Here is a 24,065-nt window from a genome sequence, read left to right on the forward strand (position 1 = left end):
CCACCCCCCTCTGGAGGACGTCATGGAGTCGTACGAACGCGAAGCACTGGAAGCGGTGACCACGCGTCCCGTGCGCGCCCACCGCACACTCACGGTCGAACGGATCACCCCCGTCCTGGGCGCGGAGGTCTCGGGCGTCGACCTGTCGCAGGAGATCCCGGCGGAGCAACTGGACGAGATACGCACCGCGTTCCTCGATCACCACGTCCTCGTCTTCCGCGATCAGACGATCACCGCCGAGGACCACAAGCGTTTCGCCGCCGCCTTCGGCGAGCCGCGTCCCGTCAACCCGCCGCCGCCCGAGGGTGATCCGTACATCCTGGAGATCCGCACGACGTCGGCCGCGGCGGACGTGGCGGGCAACGGCTGGCACGCCGACGGCACCGCCGACGCCGAGCCGTCGCTGGGGTCGATGCTCTACATCACCGAGATCCCCGAGCCGGGCTGCGGCGGCGACACCCTCTTCGCCAACATGCACCTCGCCTACGCCATGCTCTCGCCGGCCATGCGCTCGCTGCTGGACCCGCTCACCGCCATACACGACGGCGCCCAGGCACTGGCGGGTTACACCCCGCCCGCGGACTACGTCATTCCCAAGAGCGAGCACCCGCTCGTCGCCCGGCACCCCGAGACCGACCGCAAGCTGCTCTACGTCAACAGGGCCTACACCAGCCGCGTCCCGCAGCTCTCCGCCCAGGAGAGCCGGGCCCTGCTCGACATGCTCTTCGACATGATCGCCTGCAGGCCGGTCCTGCACTGCCGCGTCCGCTGGGCGCCGGGCACCCTCGTCTTCTGGGACAACCGGTGCGTGCAGCACCACGCGACGTACGACTACTACCCCTACGCCCGCTACGGCCAGCGCGTCGCCATCAACGGTGGCCCCGTCAAGGGCTGACGGGGCGACCGGACGCGGCGTCGGGCCAGGCCCGCACCACGGCGGAGGGCCGGACGCGCCTGGTCCTCCGCATCGAACGGCGCTGCCTTTCAGACCTGGCCGCCCGTCAGCCGCCGGATCAGTTCCGGCCAGACGACCGGATCGTGGCCCGGGACCAGCTCGTAACCCCTGTCCGCCGCCAGTCGCTTGAGGTGCCGGATCGGCTCCAGGGTCGCCTCCGGGGGTACGCCGACCGACGTCCCGGCGGGGCGCTCCTCGTCGATGTTCTCGGTCAGGTCGGCCGCGTCGCAGGTGAACACATAACCGCCGCCCTCGGCCAGGTCGACCACGAAGCTCTGGTGACCCGGGGTGTGGCCGGCGGTCAGGACGGCCGTGACGCCCGGCGCGATCTCCCGGTCACCCTCCGTGAGCCGCCAGTCGATGCGGGGGTCGTCGAAGTCCACCCGGAAGATCGTCTCGCGCTCCACCTCGGGCCGTCCCGACAGCCCGAACTCCAGCTCGGCGCGCTGGATGTGCACGGGCACCCGGCCGGCGAAGTGCTTCAGCCCGCCGGCGTGGTCGGCGTGCAGATGGCTGACGGCGACGGCCGTGATCTCCTCCAGCGCCACGCCGACGGCGGCCAGCGCGGCCGGCAGGGGCTCTTCGGGGCCGGGGAGTTCCGGCTGGTAGGAGGGGGAGGGGTAGTACCGTCGGCGCAGCGCGGGGTCGCGCAGCAGGGCCGTGTTGAAGCCGGTGTCCAGCAGCAGCCACCCCTCCGCGGTCTCCAGCAGCACCCCCGGCACGGGCTCCCGCACCCGTTCCCCGTACGGCGCGCCGTGCACCGACACCGATCGGGGCAGGTCCTCCCAGCCGAGGACGAGGGGCAGGACGCGCCGTACGCCGTGTCGGGTCATGGTGCTCCATCCGTTGTCGGGGGTTCAGAGGTCCAGTTCGAGGACCGTCGAGGCGGCGCGGCTGACACAGATCATCATGGTCGTGGCGGCCGCCCGCTCCGCGGGCCCGATCACCGAGTCGCGGTGGTCCGGGGTGCCGGCCAGGACGGGTGTCTCGCAGCTGCCGCAGTAGCCCTCCTCGCAGGAGTAGGGCACGTCCGGCACCCGGTCCCGTACGACCTCCAGCACCGACCGGTCCGCCGGCACCGCCAGCCGCAGCCCCGACCGGCGCAGCACGACCTCGAACCGGCCCCGAGCCGTGCCGTCCTCCTGGGCTTCGACGGCCGGGCCGAACCGTTCGATGTGCAGCGGCCGCGGCGGTACGGCGGTGCGGCACAGCTCGGACACCGCGTCCAGCATCGCCGCCGGACCGCACGCGTACACGGCGTGGCCGGGCGGGGCGGCGGCGAGTTCCGCGGCGAGGTCGGGCAGGCCCGCCTCGTCCTGCGGGACCAGCCGGACCCGGTCGCCGCCGAGCGCGGTCAGTTCCTCGGCGTAGACGAGGCGGGAGCGGTCCCGGGCGCCCAGGACGAGACGCCACGGCAGACCGCCGGCGGCCAGCGCGCGGGCCATGGGCAGGAGTGGGGTGACGCCGATGCCGCCGGCCAGCAGCAGGTACCCGGGGGCGGGGAGCAGCGGGAACCGGTTGACCGGCCCGTCCACCGTCAACTCCCGTCCCACGAGCGCCGTTTCGTGGAGTTCTCGGGAACCGCCCCGGCTGTCCGGCGCGCGCTGCACGGCGACCGTCCAGGCGGTGCGCTCCCGTGGATCCCCGCACAGCGAGTAGGCGCGGCGCAGACCGGACGGCAGGGTCAGTTCCACATGGGCACCGGGCTCCCACGGGGGCAGCGCCAGGCCGTCCCGCCGGGCCAGCCGCAGCTCGACGACCTCCTCGGCGATCCAGCGGGCCTGGCGGACCAGAAGGCGCGCGGAGGCCGGTGCGCGCAGGTCAGAAGACACGGAAGTACTCCCGTTGTTCCCAGTCGGTGACCTCCTGGTCGAAGCGGGCGATCTCGGCCCGCTTGACGCTCGTGTAGTAGGCCACGAAGTCCTTGCCCAGCCGGTCGGTCAGCTCCCGGTCGGCTTCCAGCGCGTCGAGCGCCTCGCCGAGGGACCGCGGCAGCGGCTCGGCCCGGGTCGCGTACGGCTCGTCGGCGGCCGGACCCGGGTCCAGGCCGCGCGCCACGCCGTCCAGGCCGGCCGCGAGCTGGGAGGCGAGGTAGAGGTAGGGGTTGGCGGCCGGTTCCCCGATGCGGTTCTCCAGCCGGGTGGACGACGGGCCGTCGCCGAGGACCCGCACCATCGCGCCCCGGTTGTCCCGCCCCCACACCGCGCGATCGGGTGCCAGCGACAGCGACCGGAACCGCTTGAACCCGTTGAGGGTGGGCGTCGACAGCGCGCTGGTGGCCCGCGCATGGCGCAGCAGCCCGCCCAGGAAGGCGGTTCCGTACGGCGACAGCCCCGGCCCGCTCCCGCTACTGCTGCCGGCACCTGGCTCCGGGGCGAAGACGCCCGCGTCGCCGCGCACCATGCTCTGGTGCAGATGCCAGCCGCTGGAGAACACCCCCGGCAGATGGGGCCGGCACATGAAGGTCGCGTGGTGGCCGTGCCGGGCGGCGACCTGCTTGACGGCGCTGCGCAGCAGCACCATCGCGTCCGCCGTGCCCAGTCCGTCGGCGGGCCGCAGGGTCAGCTCGACCTGGCTCGGCCCGAACTCGACCTCCAGGGTGCGCAGCGGCAGCCCCAGCTCCTCCAGCGTGCCGCGCAACAGGTCGAGCATCGGGTCGAGTTCGTCGTAGCGCAGCTCGCTCAGGTACTGGTAGCCGTGGTTGAGCATGCCCACCTCGGGTGCCGCGCCCGGTTGGCCCAGGTCGGCCGCGCCCAGCCTCGGGTCGTCCAGCCGGAACAGGTGGAACTCCACCTCCAGACCCGTGCGGTAGGTGAGCCCGTCCGTCTGCTCCAGCACCGAGCGCAGCAGCCCGCGCGTGCACAGCGGGACCGGGGCGCCGGAGGTGAACCGCAGGTCGCACAGCAGCCAGCCGGTGCCCGGCGACCACGGCAGCATCCGGAAGGTGAGCGGGTCGGGCACCATCACCATGTCGGCCGCGCCGCGCAGTTCGGGCAGCCCGAGCGGGGTCTCCCGGGTGAACAGCGGGAACACGGTACGGCCCGAGGTGTCCTTGGCCAGCAGGGACGAGGCGATGCCGGTGCCCTCACGCAGGACGGTGGGTACCTCGGATGCGGTGACGGTCTTGCCGCGCAGCAGCCCGTGCTGGTCGGCGAAGACGAGCCGCACCACCTTCAGGCCGCCGCCCCCGGCGCGGGCGCGGATCTCCTCGGCGGCGGCCGACTGCTCGGCCGTCCATCCCGCGTGACGTTCGACGAAGTCCACCGCGGTCAGCCGTCCGTTCCGGCCGCTTGCGCCCAGCCGCTGTCCGCCCGCTGCTTCGCGGTCACGGCGGCCCAGTGCTCGGCCCAGCCCTCGGTGGGTCCGATGCCGTCGAGGGTGACCGGACCGCGCAGCTCGGCCGCGCGCGCCGCGGGCAGCACCAGCGGCGGATCCTCGCCGCGCTCGACGGCGGATATCGCCTCGCCCAGCATCCGCCGGTACATCACGATCGCCTTGTCGGAGCGGCCCAGGTGCTCGCGGGTGCGGTCCTGGATCGCGCCCTGGCCCTCCACCGCCCACTGGTCGTGCACGTTGATGTCGGTGCCGAGCCCGGTGTACGTCGTGGTCAGCTGCTCGTCGGGGTCGTAGCCGTAGCCGTTGGAACGGCCGAAGCGCGGGCGGTAGTCGGGCAGGGTGACCGCGTCGACCCGCTGTCGGCGCATCTCGGCCCGGTCGACCGGACCGCCGACACTGGTGAACTGGGCGTACCAGTAACAGGAGGTGTCGTCGATCGGCACATGCCACTGGGTGATCGCGGTCTCGGCGTCCAGCGGGATGTGGAAGCCGTGCGGGAAGACCTGGTGGGTGACCCGGACATGGGTGCGGCTGCCGTCCATCGGGCGGCCCTCGGTGTCGGTGCCGTCGAGCGTGCGCAGCGCCGTGATCCGGATGCCGTAGGGGGTGCGGACGGCATCGATGTCGGGACGGCCGTACTCCCGCAGGATCTTCGTCATCGGCAGGTCGGTGCCCTGGGAGGCGGCCCGGAACTGCTTGCCGTAGCTGTCGGAGGGGTCCTCGTCCTGGAAGAAGCGGTGCAGGTAGGAGGCGTGCGCGGGGTCGATGCCGACCTCCAGGGCCTGGAGCCAGTTGCACTCCAGCAGGCCCTTCCAGGCGAACGTGTGCCCGGCGGGGGCCTCGAAGCAGTCCAGCGCGGGCAGTTCGGGCGGCTCGCCGGGGCCGAGGTAGCCCCAGACCACGCCGTTGATCTCGCGCACCGGGTAGCTGCCCAGCCGGACCCGGGCGGCGAGGCCGCCGCCGGCCGGTTCGGCCGGGGTGTCCAGACAGGCGCCGTCCCGGCCGAAGAGCCAGCCGTGGAAGCAGCAGCGCAGCCCGCCGTCCTCCAGCCGGCCCAGCGCCAGATCGGCTCCCCGGTGCGGACAGCCCCGGTCGACCAGACCGAGTTCACCGTCCCCGTCCCGGAATAGGACGAGGTCCTGCCCCAGCACCTTCGGGGCCACCAGGGGCCGTACGCCGTCGAGTTCCTCGCTCAGGGCGACGGGCTGCCAGTAGCGGCGCATCCAGGTCCCGGCGGGCGTACCCGGGCCGGTCCTGGTGAGCCGTACGTTCTCTTCCTCGCGCATCTGACGCCTTTCTGTCCCGGTCACGGAGACCGTAGCGATGGGAGGATCCAGAGTGCCAATAATTGGATCCAATATTTACGCGGCCGTAACAGCCTTTCCGGCGGCCTGCGTTGAGCACGCCCACCACCATGGCGGCGTCGGTTGCCGCCATCACCAGGCCCGCAGCGCCCCGTCCGGTGGCCGCCATCACCGCGGCCAGCGGCAGGACGGCCAGGTGCGCGGCGAGGAACGGGCCGCGCGGCACCACCGGATGACGGCAGAGCAGCACGCCCGCTGTCACCCAGGAGAACGACCGGGCGAGCTCGATCCCCGGCCCGTCGAGCCCGTGCAGGGGCGGCAGATGCCAGGCGTACGCCGACACCGTCCAGACCGCCGTCCCCAGCCGGGCCCCGCCGCGCTCCCGCGAGGACGGCGGCCCGGTCGCGCCGACGGCGTGTGCCAACAGGCCCGGCCCCAGCACCGCCAGCGCCTCGAAACGGACCATCGCCCACACATGCGCGTCCACCCCGCTCGGCGCCCGCACCAGCAACAGCGGGAGGGTCAGCACGGCCGCGGCCGCCGCGGCGGTGAGGACACACCGGCCGGTCAGCCGCCGCGCCCCGGGCATCAGGACGACCCGGAGCGCGGGCCAGGCCAACGCCAGGGTGACCGCGAGCACCGCACCCAGCAGGCTGACGGCCGCTGTCGGGTCCGCCAGGCCGTACTCCGTGCCCACCGCCGCCATGTGTCCCGCATGGCCGCCGCCTCCCGAGGCGGCACCGCTGGTGAGCACGGCACCACCTGTCACGACCAGGACTGCCAGCGCGGCTAGTGAACGGCGTGCCGGGGCCGTGGGCGGGCCGTCGGCGGTGGTCATCCGGAGCAGCAGTTTCCGCCGTCCGCGGCCGCCGCGGTGGCCGGCGGGTGGCAGGAGACCGGTGCCGGGACGTCCAGCGCGGGGTTGCGGTCGAAGAAGCCGTCCGGTTCCAGGCGCAGCCTCGCCCGGGCCACCGGCATCACCGGCCACTCCTCGGGACGCGGGAAGTGGTGAGAGCCGACCGTCGCCCACAGCACCAGCTCCGTGCCGTCCAGCGAACGGTCCTCCTGCTGCCAGCGGTGCACCCCGTCCGCGCCGGGCTCGGCCTGGTTGGGGTACTCGCCGGCGACGAACCGCCGCGCCGGGTCGTACTCCGTCGCCCACAACTGCTTCGCCACGAACGGCGCCCGCCGCGCGCACACGCTGTCCGGACGCACCGGCAGCACCGCCGTGTTCTCCACGTGCACCCGGTACGCGGTCGGCTCACCCATCCGGTTGCGCGCCTCGGTGCTCTCCACCCGCCAGTGCAGGGCCCGGGAGGCGTCCGTGGACCGCCCGCCCTCGGCTTCGCTGAGGACGGGGCGCAAGACCGTCCGCGCCGCGTTCCCGTACGGGTCGAGCGCCGGGTCGCTCTCGTGCTCGGCCGTCACCTCGACCAGCCGGTTCGCAGTCCCGTCCACCGCCATGTCCAGCCGTACGGCGAAGAAGTGCTGGTGGTTGGTGACCGCCACGTTCGGGGCGACCCGCCGGGCGTACGGCGTCTCCTCGTCCTCGGTGACACCGGTCGCGGAGAGGATGCCGGTCATCTTGATCTCCAGCATGACCGAGCCGTCCTGGTACAGGGACCAGTAGAAGCCGTAGTCGTAGTTGGCGACCGTGGCGAACGCCGAGATGATCAGGCGGCGGGAGCGGCGCACCTCCGTGCGGCCGGTGCGTCCGTCGTGGTGCTTCCAGAGGATCCCGTCGTCCTCCTCGTGCATGCAGACCGCGTTGGGGATGACCCGGGGAACGCCGTCGCCGCCGAGGACCGTCGCGTCGAAGTAGTGGATGACGCCGAGACAGTCGCAGCCCAGGGCCAGGGAGTTGGTGAGCGGCCCGGCGCCGTACTCGCCCCAGTCGAAGAAGTTCTTGCGGTACTGGGTGGAGGCGGTGTCGAAGTACGGCACGTACATCTCGTTGACCGAGGCCCGGCGGATCACCTGGCGCGGCCCCCTGCCGCCCGCGTCGAAGCTCAGGTCGTGCAGCACCAGGCCCTCACGGTGGCTGAAGCCGACCCGCACCGACCAGCCCTGCCAGTCCACCCGCTGCCCGGCCACGGTGAAGCTCGGCCCCTCCGGCTGGACCACCTCCAGCGGCTTCAGACCAGCCCGCTCGGGCACGGTCCCGGCGGCGAACACCCCGGACTCCTCCGACAGCGGCACCACCCCGTGGTCCTCGATGTACAACACCTCCATCGACTCCATGTCGATGATCGGCACCACGCCCTGCACGGGCCGCGCATAGCCGTTGTCGTCCTCCGACTCGCGGTGCCACACACTGCCCCACGTCAGTCTGCGGCCCGGGTACTCGGGCGGCTCGAATCCGCCGATCGACTCCGGGTCGACCATCACGAGCGACACGTCGTGGATGCCGCGCAGCGCGAGCGCCTCCCGGAACCGCGGGTCCGCCCGGCACGCGGCGGCGGCCTGCCGGGCCTCCTCCGACGAACAGCCGGGACTGCGCACGTCCAGCTCACGCCAGGCCATGGACCGCGGCTTCTCGCCGAGTTCCAGGTCGACTTCGTAGCCGACGTGTGCCGCGGGACAGATCACCACCGCGCGGGCCCGCCGGGCGTCGCCGGGCCGGGCGGTGCGCGCGTGGTGCTCGTCCAGGGCCACGCCCCAGAACCGGGCGTCCTCGGTGACCCGGGAGTCGTCCTTCAGCACCTTGACGGCGACGGCCAGTTCGGCGGCGGTCAGGGGATCCAGCGGGTGGGGTGCGGCGGCGGACGCGGGGCGGGGCGCGAGGGTGCTCATGCTGGGGTTCCTTCCGGGGTGGTGCGGGTGGTGCCGGGGGCGTCGGTCGCCGGCTGGACCGTGCCGCCGTCGGCTCGGGGGTCGGAGGCGGCGTCCAGACGGCCCTCACGGGTGAGCCGGGCCACTTGGACGTGGCCGGCCAGATCGCTCGGACCCGGGGCGGTGACCACGGGAAGTCCCGGTGACGCGGCGGGCGTTGCCGCCGGAACCGAGCCGGGCTCGGCGAGCAGGGTCTGGTCCTCGAAGCCGATGTCCCGGGCGCCGATCACCCAGCGCGGGTCCGCCAGTACGGCCGTCGGGTCGGCGTCCGGGTCCGCCAGCCCGGGCAGGGTCTGGGCGAGGATCTGCGGCTGGGCCCGGCCGCCCTGACAGCCCGCCGCCAGCAGCAGCGCGGGGGAGCGGCCGATCACCGGACACAGCGTGTGCGGCGGGCGCGCGCCCGGGCGCAGCAGGCCGGGATGTCCGGGGAGCAGGCTGAACGCCGACCCCCGGTTGTGCAGCACGATGCCGGTGCCCGGGTCGCAGAGTCCGGAGCCGAAGGTCTGGTAGACGCTCTGGATGAGCGAGACTGCGAGTCCGGAGGAGTCCACGGCCGTCACCGCGACCGTGTCACCGGACGACCGGAACGGCGGCCGCGGCGGCAGCGTGCCGGCCAGCGGCGCCGGGTCGAGCAGCCCGTCGAGGTCGAGCCGCTGCCCGCGCGGGTCGCCGAGCAGCCGGTCCCGGGCGGCCGAGGCGTCCTGGCAGCGGGCGGCCAGCAATCGAGTGCGCTCCGTCGCGGAGCGACCCGGGTCACCGGCCACCGCGGACAGCAGGGCGGGGAGCACAGCGCCCTGACTGGGCGGCGGCGCGGCCCACCAGCGGACGCCTGCCGGCTCGGCGTCCAGGGCCTCGGCGGCGTCCACCGGCTCGACGCTCACCGGCTCCGCGAACTCCGCCCGGTGCGCCGCCAGGTCGGCCGCGGTGAGCGTGCTGCCGAGGTCGCGCAGGCCGGCGGCGAGTGCCTCGGCGATGGCGCCCCGGTAGAACGACCTGGGGTCGTCGGCCAGTTCGTCGAGCACCGCTGCCAGCCGGGGCTGGGGCAGCGGGTCGCCCTCCGTCACCGGGCGTCCGTCCGGGCCGGTCAGCAGCGCGGACAGGCCCGGATCGGCCTTGATCCGAGCCTCGTTGTCCCGTACCGCGCGCGCCAGCCCGGCCGAGACGGTCGCCCCCGACCGGGCGAGCGCGGCGGCGTCCCGCAGCGACGCGGCGAGCGCGCCCGGTGTGCCGTACGTCTCGGCGAGCGCCGCCCAGCCCGCCACCGCGCCCGGCACGGTGACGGTCTCCGGACCCTGGGCCGGCATCCGGGAGTCCGCCGCGCGCAGCGCCTCGACGTCGGTGCCCGCCGCGGCCGCCCCGACGGACAGCAGCGCGCGCACGGTGCCGTCCGGGGCGTGGACCAGGGCGATCAGATCGCCGCCGAGGGAGCACTGGTGCGGGTAGACGACGGTCAGCGCGGCCGCGGCGGCCAGCGCCGCGTCCACGGCGTTGCCGCCGCGCCCGGCCGCCCGCCGGGCCGCGGCGAGCGCCGCGGGGTGCGGGGCGGCCAGGGCCGGCTCGCCGGTCCGGCTCACGCGGCGTCCCGGGGCAGCAGCAGGGTGCGGGAGGGGGCCGCCTCGGCGCCCTGGAGGGGCAGGGGCAGCGACAGCATGTCGTAGACCCCGGCGGGGGCGTGCAGCAGGTCGACGACCTCCAGGATCAACACATCGGCACCGCACAGCAGTTGGTGCGTCTCCCAGTGCGTGGTGTAGGCGACCGCCTCGATGCTGAGGTAGTCGATGCCCGCCGTGCGGACCCCCGCCTCGATCAGCCGCTCGGCGCCGTCCGGGGCCAGGCCGACCCACTCCCGGGCCTTCCACGGGCTGCGCAGCACCCCCGCCGAGTTGCTGGTGCGCAGCAGCACCCGTTCCTCGGTGCCGAGCCCCGCCGCGTCGAGGTCGGCGGCGGTGATCTGCTCCTCGACGTGGGTGAGGTCCAGCACCCGGGCCGTCCCGTTGAGGGCCGACAGATCCAGCCGGTCCACGGTCCTGCCGCCGTCGATGAAATGGGCCGGGGCGTCGATGTGCGTGCCGGTGTGGGCGCCGATGCGCCAGCGGCTGACGTTGGACGGATCGCCCGCCGTCCGCGACTCGACGACCTCCATCTCGGGCCGCCTGCCCCAGTGCAGCATGCCGGGGTGGATCGGCACGGAGACGTCGATGGCCTTGGTCACATCGAGGTGCATGACACGCTCCTATTGGATGCGGATAGTCTGTAAATGGATCCAATGTCGATGAACAGTGGATGGCGGTGGCGTGGCAGACTGCTCGACCACCGCGCGGCCCCCGTCAGTCCCCGAGAAGGGTGAGACCCACTCCGATGACGCCCCAGACCGACGAAGGCGCCCTCGTCGACGACATCGCTGCCCGTATCCGCGCGCGGATCATGGACGGGGAGCTCCCGATCGGGAAACCGCTGCGCCAGGCGGCGCTGGCGGCCGAGTTCGGCGTCAGCCGCACCCCGGTGCGCGAGGCGCTGCGCCAGCTGCAGAACGGCGGGCTGATCGAGATGCAGCCGCACCGCGGCGCGGTGGTCCGGGTGCCGGCGCCGTGGGAGGTGCGGCAGGCCTACGAGGTGCGCGCGGAGCTGGAGGCCCTGGCCGCCCGACGCGCGGCGGCCCGGATCACCGACAGCCAGCTCGCCGAGCTGCGCCGCCACAACGACGTGCTGCGCGCGGCGGCGGGCGCCGGCGCCGCGGGCACCCCGGACACCACCCGGGCCAACGACTGCTTCCACACCGTGGTCTGCCAGGCGGCGGACAACCCCTGGCTGAGCCGGATGATCGACCGGATCAACGAGAGTTTCCCGCGTAACGTGTCCTCGCTGGCCCTGACCGGTGACGAACGCCACCGTCAGCTGAACATCCGTCAGCACGACGCCATCGTGGCCGCGTTGACCGACCGGGACGAGGACCGGGCGCAGGAGGCCATGCGCGAGCACGTCATCAGCGCCGGCGAACACCTGACCGCCTGGTACGAGCGACGGTCCCAGACCGTGTTCCACGGCTGACCCGCCTGCGGCCGTCCCGGTGACCGCGGTCACCGGGCACCGCCGGGAACCAGCCGCGCGGGGGAGAGGAAGTCCAGGTCGGGGCGCGGGAGTTCGCACACCAGGTCGGCCAGGGCCGCCCCGATCGCCGGGCCGAACTTGAAGCCGTGTCCCGAACAGGCCGAGGCCAGCAGCGCCTGCGGTACCCCGGGCACCTCACCGACCAGGAACCGCCGGTCCGGTGTCATCGTGTACAGGCACGTCAGGCTCTCCGTGACCGGGCCCGCACCGGGCAGCACCCGCTTCACCGCCCTTGCCAGCAGGGCGAGTTCGGCGTCGGTCGCGGCGGGTCCGGCCGCCTCCGGGTCCCACGCGGGACCCGAGTCGAGACCGGCCTTCAGTCCCCGGCCGTCGGCGGCCGGAAAGCCGTAGAGCAGCCCTTCCGGGAGATCGACCGAGAAGCTGCCCAGCCCGCCGGGCCCGAGCGGCCCCGCCGGATCCGCGGCGAAGTACGCGTTCACGATCCGGGTGACCGTCAGGTGCGGGGTCAGCGACGGCACCAGGTTGGGCATCCACGGTCCGGCGCACAGCACCAGCCGGCGGGCGCGCACCTCCCCGTCCGCCGTCCGGACGACGACCCCGTCGCCCTCCGGACACCAGCCCGTGACCCGCGTGCGGTCGGCGATGGTGGCTCCGGCCCGTTCCGCGAGGGCGAGTTGGGCGCGCAGGGTCGCACGGGCGTCGATGATCCCGGCGGCCGGGTCGTGGACCGCGGTGAACCCCTCGGGCAGCCGCAGCCCCGGGAAGATCCGGGCCGCCTTCGCGCGGTCCACCGTACGGCAGCCGGGACCGCGCAGCGGATCGGGCCGCTCCCCGGGCGCCGCGTAGAGCCCGCCGGTGACCTCCACCAGCCGGGTCCCCGCGGCCTGTTCCAGCTCGGCCCAGGCGCGGTAGGCGGTGTCGACCAGACTGTCCCAGTCGGGGTGCGGATAGGCCCGGCGGATCATCCGGGTGGCGCCGTGCGAGGAGCCGCGGTCGTGCCCCGCCGTGAACCGCTCGATGCCGAGCACGTCCAGCCCCCGCTGGGCGAGCTGCCGCAGCGCCGCGCCGCCGTGCACGCCGAGCCCTACGACCACGGCGTCCCGGCGCGCGGTCGCGGACGTCCGGGCGGCCCGAGTGCGCGGGAGGCGTGCCGGGGGCCGGGACGTGGCCGCCGTAGCCGCCATGGCACCAGGGCCCGCGGCCTCCGACCCACGACCCGTGCCCTGCGCATCCGCCGCGATCTCCGCGACCGCCTCCACCAGGGCGTCCAGATCACCGTCGTCGGTGTACACGTGCACCGACGCCCGCACCACCTTGGCCAGTCCGCGCGGCTCCAGGTCCCAGCGGCCGTGGTCGGCCGGCACGGCGATCAGGTACACCCGCCGCAGCGCCAGTCGCCGCTGGACCTCGCTAGCGTCGAGCCCCTCCACCACGAAGGTGACGATCGCCCCGCCCGCCGCCGGCGGGTCGGTGAGCCGTACGCCGGGGACCGCGCCGAGCCGCTCGCGCAGCCGCGTGGCGAGGGCGGACAGCCGGCCGAAGACGGTCGCGGGGCCGAGCGCGTGCAGGTCGGCGAGTGCCGAGCCGAGGCCGAGCCGCAGCGCGTGGGCGGCCTCCCACAGTTCGAACCGCCGTGCGTCGGGGGCCAGTTCCCAGCTGCGCTCGGCCGTCCAGCGGGCCCCGCGTACATCCGGTGCCTGCGGGGCGAGCCGTTCGAGGAGCGGACGGCGCACGGCCAGCAGGCCCGTGCCGCGCGGACCGCGCAGGAACTTGCGGCCGGTGCCGATCAGCAGATCGCAGCCGAGGGCGGGCATGTCGACGGGCAGCTGGCCCAGTGACTGGGTGGCGTCGAGCAGGAACGGCACGCCGTGCGCGGCGGTCAGCGCGCCGATGCCGGCGGCCGGTTCGACCAGCCCCGACGAGGTCGGCACGTGCGCCGCGGTCACCAGCGCGGCGGGACCGGTGCGCAGCGCACGCTCCAGGGCCTCCAGATCGGTCGCGCCGTCGGGCCCGTTGGGCAGCACCTCCACTCGTACGCCCGTGTCGCGCTCGGCGGCCAGCAGGTGCAGGGCGCTGCTCACATAGCTGGAGCGGGCGGCGAGCACCCGGTCCCCGGGGCGCAGCCGGAGCGCCGACACGATCCGCTGCCAGCCGGCGGTGGCGCTCTCGACCAGGGCGATCTCGTCCGCCTCGACACCGAGCAGACCGGCGGTGCGGGTGTAGACGGCCGCCAGGTCGTCGGCGGCGAGCTTGGCCGCCTCGTAGCCGCCGTGCAGACTCTCGGCGCGCAGCTGGGCGATGACCGCCTCGACCGTGTCCGAGGCGAGGAGGGCGGCACCGGCGGCGTTGAAGTGGTGACCGGTCGCGCAGCCCGGGGTGCGGGCCCGCTCGGCGGCCAGGTCGAAACCGGCGGGGGCCGGCGGCACCGCCGTCACGGGGGTGCTCACAGCGCCATCGTGATGCTCTTGGGCTCGGTGAACCCGTCGACCGCCGCGTCGCCGAGATCCCTGCCCAGACCGGACTGCTTGCTCCCGCCGAACGCCACGGCGGGGTCGAACTCGTTGTAGGTGTTCACCCACACGGTGCCCGCCTGGAGCGCCGCCGCGGCGCGGTGCGCGCGGCCGAGGTCGGTGGTCCACACGCCCGCCGCGAGCCCGTACTCGCTGTCGTTGGCGAGCGCGATCGCCTCCTCCTCGGTGTCGAACGGCAGCACCGCGGCCACCGGTCCGAAGATCTCCTCCCGGGCGATCCGCATGTCCGGCGTGACGTCGGTGAACACCGTGGGCCGCACGAACCAGCCGGGTCCCGGCAGGGGCTCGCCGCCCGTGGCCGCCTTGGCGCCCTCGGCGCGGCCGAGGTCCAGGTAGCCCGTGACCCGGTCGAACTGCTCCTGGGAGACGAGCGGTCCGATGTTGATCCCGCCCGAGAGGCCGGGGCCGATCCGCAGCGCCTCGACGGCCGGCAGCATCCGGTCCAGGAACTCCTCGATCACCGTGCGCTGCACGAGCAGTCGGCTGCCCGCCGTGCACATCTGTCCGGAGTGCCCGAACACGGCCCGTACGGCGGCCGGTACGGCGGCGTCCAGGTCGGCGTCGGCGAACACCATGTTGGCGGACTTGCCGCCCAGTTCGAGTGTGAGCCGCTTCACGGACGGCGCCGCCGCGGCCATGATCAGCCGCCCGACGTCGGTGGACCCGGTGAACGACACCTTGGCCACGTCGGGATGCGCGACCAGCTCCGCCCCGGTGCGCCCGTCGCCCGTCACCACGTTGACGACGCCCTCCGGCACACCGGCCTCAAGACACAGCGCGGCCAGCCGCAACGCGGTCAGCGGGGTCTGCTCGGCGGGCTTGACGACCACCGTGCAGCCGGCCGCCAGGGCCGGGGCGAGCTTCCAGGCGGCGATCATGAAGGGGAAGTTCCAGGGGAGTACGGCGGCCACCACGCCCACCGGCTCCCGCACGCTGTACACATGCCGGCCGGGCCCGGCGGGATGCACCGTGCCGGTCAGCCGGGCCGGGGTGCCCGCGAAGTGCCGGATCGCCTGGAGGCCCAGCTCCACGTCACCGCGGGCCCGCTCGATCGCCTTGCCGTTGTCCAGGGTGTCCAGGACCGCCAGCGCCTCGGCGTCCCGCTCCACCAGGTCCGCGAGGCGCAGCAGGACGTCCCGCCGGTCCCGGGGCGGCAGCGCGCGCCAGCGGCCGTCGCGGTGGGCGGCCGAGGCGGCGGCCACCGCCGCGGCCACGTCCGTGGCGTCCGCCTGGGCGATCGTGGTCAGCGGCTCGCGGGTGGCCGGGTCGAGGACCGGGATGCGCCGGGCCGAGGCGCCCGTGGTCCAGGCGCCGCCGATGAGCATGGGCTCGCACTCGGGCAGCACGGGCAGGGTGATGCTGGGGTCCAAGGGGGTTCTCCTTGTCGTTCGTGGAACGGCGGCGCGGGTCTCGGGCCGGCCGGCTCAGGCCGGGTGGCTCAGGCCGGATGGCTGAGGCGGGACGGCTGGGGCGGAACCGCCGGGCCGGTGCGCCGCGCTGGGCCAGGGCTCGCGCACGGCCGCCGAGACCGCGCGGGCGGTGGTGAGCACACAGCGGTCGAACTCCGCCCGCCCGTGGGCCGCGTTCGCCTCGGTGACGTCCCTGCCCCACACGCCGGTCTCGCTGACCTGGTCCATGCGGTAGTCCCAGAAGGAGTCGACGTCGACGTGCGAGGTGGCCCGCTCCATCCGCACCAGCTCGGGCGCCAGGTGCAGCATCACCGAGGTCTCGAAGTAGTTGGCGTGCATCAGCGCCCGCCCGTACGTGACATGGCCGTCGACCTCGGGCCCCGGGTACATCGTCACGTACCCCAACGCCCGTACCCGGGCGTCCCGGTGACGCACCCTCAGTTTCTCGGCGGACACGTCGAGCGCGCCGTTGTTCCAGATGTGGCCGTTGAGCAGCACGAACTGCCGTACACCGCTGGCGTACAGGGAGTCGATCACGTCCTCCACGACGGCGATCAGCGTCTCGGGGCGCAGCGCCACCGTCCCGGCGAAGCCGCCGTGCGAGGCGGACACACCGAAGGCCAGCGGCGGCAGCACCGGTACGCCCGTCAGCGCGGACACGCCCAGGGCGACCGCCTCGCAGATCCTGGTGTCCACGGCCAGCGGCAGATGGGGGCCGTGCTGTTCGGTGGCGCCCACCGGGACGATGACCGCGTCGCTGCCGGCGACCGAGGTCCCGGCCTCCTGCCAGGTCAGCTCCTCCCACGGCAACGGCGCGCCGGTGCCGCCGAGTTGCGCGGCGAGTGCGGGCACGTCAAGGCCGGTGGGGACGCTCAGGCCGTTCGGTCCTGTGATGACGGACGGCATGTCTCTCCTCTCCTCGGGGGTACCGGGGTGTCGTTTCCTCGGGGGTGCGGGGCTGTGGTTCGGGGTCACCAGCGGCGCCGGCTCTTCTCCGGCAGCAGGTCCAGGGCGCGGGCCGGGACGGGACGGTCGCCGTCGACCGTGGTGATCCACACGACGGCGTCCGGGCAGTAGTCGCTGATGAGTTCGCGGCACACCCCGCACGGCGCGATGATCCGGAACCGTCCGGCGGGCTTGATCTGCACGGACACCACCGAGGTCACCGCCAGCGGCGCACCGGGCGGGAGCCCGCCGCGCGCGGTGCCGAGGGCGACGCCCTCCGCGCAGATCGAACTGCGCCGGCAGGAGCCCTCGACATGGACGCCGGTGTGGATCCGGCCGTCCGCGGTGCGCAGAGCCGTGGCCACCTCGTGCCGGTCCGCCTGCCACACCCGGTCCAGCAACGCCTGGGCCACGGTAAGGAGTTCGGCGTCCTGCTCGCTCATCTCCGGCGGGACGGCCACGGGCGCGGCGGTCATGCGCCGAGCCCCAGCAGGCGGGCCATGTTGCCGCCTTCGATCAGCGCCCGGTCCTTCTCGTCCTCGACCGCCTTGGCGATCTTCATGCGCTCCAGGTCGAAGTCCGAGCCGGGCCACTCGCTGCCCATCAGGATCTGCCGCGGGCCGAGCCGTGCGTAGGCCCGCTTGACGTCGCTCATCAGCGTCGCGGACGTCTCCAGATAGACGTGCGGCTGCCGTTCGGCCACGATGATCGCCTCCGGCACGTTCCACACCGCGCCCATGTGCGCGATGATCGTCGGCACCCCGGGGTGGTCCCGGGCGATCTCCTCGATGGCGAGCGGTGCGCAGAAGGCGTCGTCCAGCGCGTTGACCAGCACCAGCAGTCCGCGCCTGGCACAGGCCTCGAACACCGGGTCGAGGAGCCCGTGGTCGGCCACGTGGTAGCCGTGCAGGCTGGGATGCAGCTTCAGCCCCACCAGGCCGGCGTCGGCGATCCGGTCGATCTCCTCGATGGCGTCGTCGGCCTGCGGCAGCACCTGGCCGAAGCCGAAGAACCGGTCGGGATGCGCGGCCACCAGCGAGGCGATGAAGTCGTTCTCGATGCGCTGCGCGAGCGAGCACACCATCGCCATGTCCACCCCGGCGGCGTCCATCCGGTCGAGGATGCGGCGCGGCTCGAAGGGCTTGTGGGGCGGCGGCGCCTCGCCCTTGCGCGCGCCGGTCAGGTAGTCGGAACGGCCGCGCACGTCCTGGGTGGTGTTGTAGGCGTCGATGATCAATGCGGGTCCTCACTCACGGGCACGGGGCCGAGGGGCAGATGGCAGCGCACGCGGCGGCCCGGCGCTATCTCGCGCAGTTCCGGGTGCCGGGTGCGGCAGAGGTCGGTGGCGAACGGACAGCGGGTCCGGAACAGACAGCCCTCCGGCGGGTCCGCGGGGTCCGGCAGCTCGCCCTCCAGGGGCTGCCGTTCGACGGGCGGGCCGGGCCGCAACTCCGGCACGCTGGCCAGCAGCGCGCTGCTGTACGGATGGGCCGGGCCGGAGAAGAAGCCGTCCCGGGGCGCGGTCTCGATGATCTCGCCGAGGTACATCACGGCGACCCGGTCGGCGATGTGCCGCACCACACCGAGGTCGTGGGAGATGAACAGCATCGTCAGACCCCGGTCGCGCACCAGGTCCGACAGCAGGTTCAGCACCTGGGCCTGGATGGACACGTCCAGCGCGGAGACCGCCTCGTCGGCCACCACGAACCGCGGCGAGGAGGCCAGGGCGCGGGCGATACCGATGCGCTGGCGCTGGCCGCCGGAGAACTCGTGCGGCTTGCGCCCGCCGGCCTCGGCCCCCAGCCCGACCAGGTCGAGGAGTTCGGCCACCGTACGTTCCGCCTCGGCGCGGCTCGCGCCCCGGGAGCGCAGCAGCGGCTCGGCGACGATGTCGGCGACCGCGCGGCGCGGGTTCAGCGAACCGAACGGGTCCTGGAACACCATCTGGAGCTCGGCCCGGGTCCGCTTCAGGCGCCGCCCGCGCAGCCGGGTCAGATCGGTGCCGAGGAAGTCGATCCGGCCCGCCGACGGCTCCACCACACGTAGCAGGGCCCGCCCGAGCGTGGACTTGCCGCACCCGGACTCACCGACCAGGCCCAGGGTCTCGCCCTCGGCGATGTCCAGGTCGACGTCCCGCAGCGCCCGCACCCGGCCGCCGGCCCGGCCGACGTAGTCGACCCGCAGCCCGCGGGCGCTCATCAGGACCTCGCTCATACGGCGGCTCCCGCCGCCTGAGCCGCGCGGGCCCGTACCCGGGCCTCCGCGGGCAGCACACAGGCGTCCAGGTGGGCGGGGCCGCCGTGGCGCCGCCGCAGCTCGGGGCGGCTGTCGCAGCCGTCGTGGGCGAACGCGCAGCGCGGCCGGAAGCCGCAGCCGGACGGCCGCTCGACACCGGCGGGTGGACTGCCGGGGATGGCCGGCAGCCGTTCGGGCACCGGACCGTGCAGCGGGGGCACCGAGCCGAGCAGGCCCATCGTGTACGGGTGTTGCGGGTCGAACAGCACCTGGTCGCGGGTGCCCTGTTCCACGATCCGGCCCGCGTACATCACCGCCACCCGGTCCGCGACCTCCGCGACCACCCCCAGGTCGTGGGTGATCAGCAGCACGGACGTGCCGTGCTCGCGCTGGACCCGCTTCAGCAGTGCCAGCACCTGGGCCTGGATGGTCACGTCCAGCGCGGTGGTCGGCTCGTCCGCGATCAGCACCGCGGGATCGTTGGCCAGCCCCATCGCGATCATCACGCGCTGGCGCATGCCGCCGGAGAGCTGGTGCGGATAGGCGCGGGCGGCCCGCGCCGGGCCCGCGATGCCGACCTCGCCGAGCAGTTCGACGGCACGGCGCGCGGCCGTGGCGCGCGGGACGTCGCCATGGGCGCGGATCGTCTCCGCGACCTGAGCGCCCGCCCGGTGCAGCGGGTTGAGCGCGGCCAGCGCGTCCTGGAAGACCACCGTCACGTCCTTGCCGCGCACCCGGCGCAGCTCCCGCTCCGACGCCCCCACCAGCTCTCGGCCCCGGAAGGACACCGATCCGCCGATGTGGGTGCGGGGGCCGCGGTTGAGGCCGACCAGGCTCATCGACAGCGCCGACTTGCCCGACCCGGATTCGCCGACCAGCGCGAGGATCTCGCCCCTGCGCAGCGTCAGGTCCACCCCGTCCACGGCGGGCAGCCGGCCCGCCGGCACGTCGAACCCGACACTCAGGCCGCGCACTTCGAGCACCGGCTCCGGAGGGGGCGCGTCGTGCCCGCCTTCCGGCGCGGAAGGGTCGCGGACGTCATGCACGCCCTCCGGCGCGTTCATACGGCACCGCCCACGGCCAGCGCCGCCCGGTGGATCAGCTCGGCGACCCGCTCGGGCCACACCAGGGTGGTGTAGTGGCTGCCCGGCACATGCTCGACGGTCGCCTTCATCCGGTCGGCCATGAAGTTCTGGATCTCCGGGCGCAGGGTGCGGTCGTCGTCGGCGACCAGGTACCAGCTGGGCAGCGACCGCCAGGCCGGGACACCGGTCGCCTGGGTGAAGATCAGGTTGTCGGCCTTCCGGCCCTCCGCCTCGACGACCGCCCGCTGCTCGTCCGACAGGTCCGGGCCGATCTCCGCCCAGAACTCCGGGCTCGGCTCGGACTTCCACTCGCCGTTCGGGCCGCGCCGCATGTACTTGGAGATCTCCGCGGGTTCGTAGCGCTCGACGATCCCGTTGACGGTCTCGCCCTCGTCCGGCCCGAACGCGGCGATGTAGACCAGCCCCGCGACGCGCGGGTCGCGTCCCACGTCCGTGATCACCGCGCCGCCGTAGGAGTGCCCGGCGAGCAGCACCGGGCCGCTGGTGCCCGCGAGCGCGGCGGTGGTCTCGGCGATGTCGTCGGCGAGCGAGGTCATCGGGTTGGTGACCGTGACCAGCCGGTGGCCGTGGGCGGCGAGCAGCGGCTGGACCGCCGACCAGGTGGTGGGCCGTCCGCCGGCACCGTGGACCAGCACGATGTCCATCGGGATCATCCTTTGCGTAGGCGCGGGTCGAGGACCGTGTAGAGCAGGTCGACCGCGTGGTTGACGAGGGTGAACAGCAGGGCGATCGCGAGGGCCGCGCCCTGGACGACCGGGTAGTCGCGCTGCAGCACGCCCTGCACGAGGAGGCGTCCGACGCCCGGGTAGGAGAAGACGGTCTCGGTGACCACCGAACCGCCCAGCAGGGACCCGAACTGGAGCCCGAGGACGGTGACGATGGGCAGCCAGGCGTTCCGCAGCACGTGCCGGCGCACCACCGCGCCCTCGCCGAGGCCCTTCATCCGGGCGGTGCGCACGAAGTCGTCGCCGAGCACCTCCAGGACGGAGGCGCGCACGATCCGGGTGATGAAGCCGGCCATCGACAGCGCGAGCGTCACCGCGGGCAGGATCAGATGCTGGAACCACGGCCACACCAGTTCGGGCCGGTCCTGGAGGATCGCGTCGAGCAGGACGAAGCCGGTGGTGGGCCGGTAGTCGAGATTGCTGGGCAGCCGGCCGAGGACCGGCAGCCAGCGCAGCCACACACCGAACACCACGATGGCGAGCACGCCGAGCGCGAACCAGGGCAGCGAGAAGCTGACGGTCGCCACGGCCCGGGTCGAGGTGTCGATCCAGCTGCCCCGGCGCAGTGCCGCGACGACTCCGGTGACGACCCCGAGCAGCACCGCGACCGTCATGGCCGCGAGGGTGAGCTCCACGGTCGCGGGCAGCGCGTCGCCGAGCAGGCCGAGGACGCTGTTGGAGCCGTAGAACGAGGTGCCGAGCCGCAGATGGACCAGGTCGTCGAGGAAGTGGCCGTACTGGGTGAGGAGCGGCTGGTCCAGACCGAGGGCCTTGGTGACCCGTTCCTCGTTGGCGCTGAACTGCTCGGCGGAGGCGGTGTTGCCGCCCGCCGCGAGCGAGGTCGCCGGGGAGCCCGGCAGCAGCCGTATCGCCACGAACACCAGGGAGGCCAGCGCGAACAGCACGACCGGGATCACGGCGAGCCGGCGCAGGAACACCCAGACCGCTCCCGCCTGCCGGGGCAGGCGCACCCGGGGCAGCACCCCGGTGCCCGCGCTCACGCCGTCCCCCTCGGGTCGAGGGCGTCCCGCAGGTCGTCGCCGACGAAGTTGCACGCCACGACGAACAGCAGGGTGAGGGCGGCGGGCAGTACCACCAGCCGGGGAGCGGTGTACAGGAACTCCTGCCCGGCCTGCACCATGTAGCCCCAGTCCGGCTGCGGCGGCTGGATGCCCAGGCCGAGGTAGGAGAGCCCGGCTGCGAACCCGGCCGCCACCGACAGCGTCATGACGACCTGGGCGAGCAACGGGCCGCCGATGTTGGGGAGTACCTCGCGGAGCAGGATGCGGGGCGCCCCGGTGCCGCCGAGCCGGCAGGCCACGACGTAGTCCTTGGCGGCCTCGCGTGCGGTCAGGGTGCGGGCCAGCCGGGCGAGCCCCGGCGCCAGGGAGATACCGATGCCGAGGATCAGACTGACCGTGCCCGGTCCGGCGGCCGCCACCAGCAGGATCACCAGCAGGATCGACGGGAACGCCAGCGCCAGGTCGACCAGACGCATCAGCGCCTGCTCCACCACACCGCCCGCGTATCCGGCGACCAGCCCGACCAGGGTGCCGATCCCGGCCGCGAGCGCGGTCGCCGCGAAGGACACCAGCAGCAGCGGACGGGCGCCGTGCACCAGCCGGGCCAGTTCGTCCCGGCCCAGGTCGTCGGTGCCCAGCGGATGCCCCGGCGCCCCGGGGGCCAGCAGCGCCGAGGAGGTCTGGCGCAGCGGGTCGGCCGCCACGACCAGCGGTCCGAGCAGGGCGATCAGGACCGTCGCGGCGAGCAGCAGCCAGGCGAGCAGCGCGGGCCAGGAGCGGGCCACCCTGCGCCGGCGCAGCGCGGCCGGCAACCGTCGTGCCGTCCCGGGCCGGGGCGGGGAGGCCGCGGCGGCGGGGGCCGCCGCCTCCGCCGCCACGGCGTCGACCGCGGTGCCGGCCTCAGACACTGGCCTTCTCCATGTAACAGCGGTGGTTGGCCAGCGCGTCGGTGTTCATGCCCTTCACGTCCGCGCCGCTGACGACCAGGTTGCTGAAGCAGGCCAGCATCGACAGGACCATGTACTCCTCGGCCCACCGGCGCTGGATCTTCGTGTAGGCGGCGGTGCGCTTCTTGGTGTCGGTGAGGTTCTTGGCGGTGTAGAGGTCGTCGGCGAGGGAGGCGGCGCCCTTCAGGGTGTCCATGCCGGAGAGCTTGGAGCCGTAGATGCTGGTGGGGCTCGCCATCGCGCCCACCATGTCGTCGGGGTCGGGCACGTAGGTGTTGCGCTCCCAGATCATCAGGTCGTGGTAGTCGTCCTCCCCGTCGAGGAGCCGGCTGAAGTAGGTCGCGGGGTCCACCGAGGTGGTGGCCACCTTGAAGCCGACGTCGGTGAGGTTCTGGGCGATGATCTGGGCCGCCTTGGGGTGCCAGGAGTCGCTGGCGGCCATGAGCCGGATGGTGCGACCCTTCGCCCCGGCCTCCTCGACCAGCCGCTTGGCCTGCGCGGTGTCCTGGGTGCTGAGGTCGGCGAGCGCGGTGTCGTAACCGCTCTGGGCCGGCGGGATGGCGTAGCCCCTGGGTTCGGCGCCGACGCCGTAGAAGGCCTGCTGGAGAATGGCCTTGCGGTTGATGGCCAGGTTGATGGCCTTGCGCACCTTCAGCTCGGGGACCCGGCGGGCGTCGATCATCATGATGGCGTCGGCGTTCTGCGGGGTGTCGTACACCTTCACCGCGCTGTCCTTGCGCAGCTGCGAGACGGCGGAGTACGGGGCGAACTGGGTCGCGGACACATCGCCGCTGAGCAGCGAGCTGACGATGGTCGACGGGTCCTGGACCTGGCGCAGCACCAGCCGGTCGATGGGGGGTTTGCCCAGCCGGAAGCCGTCGAAGGCCTCCAGCGTGATGGACTGCCCCGCGGTGGCGGTGGAGAAGGCGAACGGCCCGGTGCCCACGAGGTGCTTGCCGATGTCGGCGCCGTACTTGTCCAGTGCGGCCTTGGAGATGATCCGGCCGCCGATGTCGGAGAGCTTGCCGAGCACGGTCCGGTCGGGCTTCTTCAGGACCATCTTCACGGTCGTGTCGTCGGGCGCGGTGAGCGAGGCGACGTTGGCGCCCATGCTCGCCAGCGGCCGGGTCGCGCCCTTGGGTAGCGTCTTGTCGTCGGGGTCGAACTGGCGGCCGAGGCTGGCGAGTACGTCGGCGGAGGTGAGCGTGGTCCCGTCGTGGAACTTCACACCCTCGCGCAGGGTGAAGGTGTAGGTGAGCCTGTCATCGGATATGGTCCACTTCTTCGCCAGGTCCGGTGTGGGCTCGTTGGTCTCGAAGGAGATGAAGGTCAGGCCGCGGCAGATGCAGTCGACGGCCATCCAGTCGCCCAGGGACGTGTAGAAGGCGGGGTCGTTGACGGCGCTGGTGGCGTCGATGGCCAGGGTGAGCGTGCCGCCCTTGCCGCTGCCGCTCCCGTCCTGGGCTGCGGCCCCGCACGCGGTGAGCAGGGCGGGCAGCCCGAACCCGACGCCCACGCCGAGCAGTCCGGCCCCCCGGAGCATCGTCCGGCGCGAGACGTCCCGCGACCCGGTCGCCTGCGCCGACGACGGGGTGGCGGCGGTCGAGGGCGATCCAGAGGTGTGATCCGGCATGGGGCCTCCTTGGGCA

Annotated in this window: 20 protein-coding genes; 2 read left to right on the plus strand and 18 right to left on the minus strand. The window is 73.7% G+C overall.

What is annotated here, in order from left to right; genetic code table 11:
* Positions 1-22: 22 nt before the first annotated feature.
* Entirely contained in the window at positions 23-895 is an 873-nt protein-coding gene (locus ACGFZQ_RS38550) for a TauD/TfdA dioxygenase family protein (RefSeq protein WP_393844312.1), read from the plus strand.
* Between the two features lie 89 nt (positions 896-984).
* Here ACGFZQ_RS38550 and ACGFZQ_RS38555 read toward each other — a convergent pair whose 3' ends face one another.
* From ACGFZQ_RS38555 to ACGFZQ_RS38585, 7 genes are all read right to left on the minus strand, one after another.
* Positions 985-1,788 carry an N-acyl homoserine lactonase family protein gene (locus ACGFZQ_RS38555; protein ID WP_393844313.1) on the minus strand — a complete coding sequence of 268 codons (804 nt, stop codon included), beginning with the start codon at positions 1,786-1,788 and terminating at the stop codon, positions 985-987.
* A gap of 24 nt (positions 1,789-1,812) precedes the next feature.
* Positions 1,813-2,787 carry a PDR/VanB family oxidoreductase gene (locus tag ACGFZQ_RS38560; RefSeq protein WP_393844314.1) on the minus strand — a complete coding sequence of 325 codons (975 nt, stop codon included), beginning with the start codon at positions 2,785-2,787 and terminating at the stop codon, positions 1,813-1,815.
* The gene (locus ACGFZQ_RS38565) at positions 2,777-4,219 is read right to left on the minus strand and encodes a glutamine synthetase family protein (protein ID WP_393844315.1); all 1,443 of its coding nucleotides are present in this window, start codon (positions 4,217-4,219) and stop codon (positions 2,777-2,779) included. Before ACGFZQ_RS38565 ends, ACGFZQ_RS38560 begins: the two co-directional genes overlap by 11 nt.
* A gap of 5 nt (positions 4,220-4,224) precedes the next feature.
* Positions 4,225-5,577, minus strand: coding sequence for a Rieske 2Fe-2S domain-containing protein (locus ACGFZQ_RS38570; protein WP_393844316.1), 1,353 nt, complete (start codon positions 5,575-5,577; stop codon positions 4,225-4,227).
* A gap of 852 nt (positions 5,578-6,429) precedes the next feature.
* Complete coding sequence (locus tag ACGFZQ_RS38575; protein WP_393844317.1) at positions 6,430-8,388, minus strand: primary-amine oxidase; 1,959 nt, start codon at positions 8,386-8,388, stop codon at positions 6,430-6,432.
* Positions 8,385-10,001 (minus strand): gamma-glutamyltransferase, encoded by a 1,617-nt coding sequence (locus ACGFZQ_RS38580; RefSeq protein ID WP_393844318.1) that lies wholly within the window; start codon positions 9,999-10,001, stop codon positions 8,385-8,387. The genes ACGFZQ_RS38575 and ACGFZQ_RS38580 overlap by 4 nt, the downstream gene beginning before the upstream one ends.
* Positions 9,998-10,651: a cyclase family protein gene (locus ACGFZQ_RS38585; RefSeq protein ID WP_351743041.1), complete on the minus strand. Its 654-nt coding sequence runs from the start codon at positions 10,649-10,651 to the stop codon at positions 9,998-10,000. The genes ACGFZQ_RS38580 and ACGFZQ_RS38585 overlap by 4 nt, the downstream gene beginning before the upstream one ends.
* A gap of 134 nt (positions 10,652-10,785) precedes the next feature.
* On the opposite strand from ACGFZQ_RS38585, the gene ACGFZQ_RS38590 reads away from it, so the two are divergent.
* Complete coding sequence (locus ACGFZQ_RS38590; protein WP_351743038.1) at positions 10,786-11,475, plus strand: GntR family transcriptional regulator; 690 nt, start codon at positions 10,786-10,788, stop codon at positions 11,473-11,475.
* Positions 11,476-11,504: 29 nt separating this feature from the next.
* Here the strand turns inward: ACGFZQ_RS38590 and solA are convergent, their stop codons facing one another.
* The 11 genes from solA to ACGFZQ_RS38645 form a co-directional block, all read right to left on the minus strand.
* Entirely contained in the window at positions 11,505-13,943 is a 2,439-nt protein-coding gene (gene solA / locus ACGFZQ_RS38595) for an N-methyl-L-tryptophan oxidase (RefSeq protein WP_393844319.1), read from the minus strand.
* Positions 13,940-15,397 carry an aldehyde dehydrogenase family protein gene (locus ACGFZQ_RS38600; RefSeq protein WP_393844320.1) on the minus strand — a complete coding sequence of 486 codons (1,458 nt, stop codon included), beginning with the start codon at positions 15,395-15,397 and terminating at the stop codon, positions 13,940-13,942. The genes solA and ACGFZQ_RS38600 overlap by 4 nt, the downstream gene beginning before the upstream one ends.
* A gap of 54 nt (positions 15,398-15,451) precedes the next feature.
* Positions 15,452-16,342 (minus strand): creatininase family protein, encoded by an 891-nt coding sequence (locus tag ACGFZQ_RS38605; RefSeq protein WP_393844321.1) that lies wholly within the window; start codon positions 16,340-16,342, stop codon positions 15,452-15,454.
* A gap of 65 nt (positions 16,343-16,407) precedes the next feature.
* On the minus strand, positions 16,408-16,857 hold the full coding sequence (locus ACGFZQ_RS38610; protein WP_393844322.1) for a cytidine deaminase: 450 nt from the start codon (positions 16,855-16,857) through the stop codon (positions 16,408-16,410).
* Positions 16,854-17,618, minus strand: a complete 765-nt coding sequence (locus ACGFZQ_RS38615; RefSeq protein WP_351743024.1) for an amidohydrolase family protein — start codon at positions 17,616-17,618, stop codon at positions 16,854-16,856. Before ACGFZQ_RS38615 ends, ACGFZQ_RS38610 begins: the two co-directional genes overlap by 4 nt.
* On the minus strand, positions 17,615-18,595 hold the full coding sequence (locus tag ACGFZQ_RS38620) for an ABC transporter ATP-binding protein (RefSeq protein WP_393844323.1): 981 nt from the start codon (positions 18,593-18,595) through the stop codon (positions 17,615-17,617). The genes ACGFZQ_RS38615 and ACGFZQ_RS38620 overlap by 4 nt, the downstream gene beginning before the upstream one ends.
* Complete coding sequence (locus ACGFZQ_RS38625; RefSeq protein WP_393844324.1) at positions 18,592-19,680, minus strand: ABC transporter ATP-binding protein; 1,089 nt, start codon at positions 19,678-19,680, stop codon at positions 18,592-18,594. Before ACGFZQ_RS38625 ends, ACGFZQ_RS38620 begins: the two co-directional genes overlap by 4 nt.
* Positions 19,677-20,366 carry an alpha/beta hydrolase gene (locus ACGFZQ_RS38630; RefSeq protein WP_393844325.1) on the minus strand — a complete coding sequence of 230 codons (690 nt, stop codon included), beginning with the start codon at positions 20,364-20,366 and terminating at the stop codon, positions 19,677-19,679. The genes ACGFZQ_RS38625 and ACGFZQ_RS38630 overlap by 4 nt, the downstream gene beginning before the upstream one ends.
* Before the next feature lie 5 nt (positions 20,367-20,371).
* Positions 20,372-21,448 carry an ABC transporter permease gene (locus ACGFZQ_RS38635; protein WP_393844326.1) on the minus strand — a complete coding sequence of 359 codons (1,077 nt, stop codon included), beginning with the start codon at positions 21,446-21,448 and terminating at the stop codon, positions 20,372-20,374.
* Complete coding sequence (locus ACGFZQ_RS38640) at positions 21,445-22,377, minus strand: ABC transporter permease (RefSeq protein WP_393844327.1); 933 nt, start codon at positions 22,375-22,377, stop codon at positions 21,445-21,447. The genes ACGFZQ_RS38635 and ACGFZQ_RS38640 overlap by 4 nt, the downstream gene beginning before the upstream one ends.
* Complete coding sequence (locus tag ACGFZQ_RS38645; RefSeq protein ID WP_393844328.1) at positions 22,370-24,049, minus strand: ABC transporter substrate-binding protein; 1,680 nt, start codon at positions 24,047-24,049, stop codon at positions 22,370-22,372. The genes ACGFZQ_RS38640 and ACGFZQ_RS38645 overlap by 8 nt, the downstream gene beginning before the upstream one ends.
* Positions 24,050-24,065: the final 16 nt, after the last annotated feature.

Source organism: Streptomyces sp. NPDC048254, from assembly GCF_043201895.1.
GTDB lineage: Bacteria > Actinomycetota > Actinomycetes > Streptomycetales > Streptomycetaceae > Streptomyces.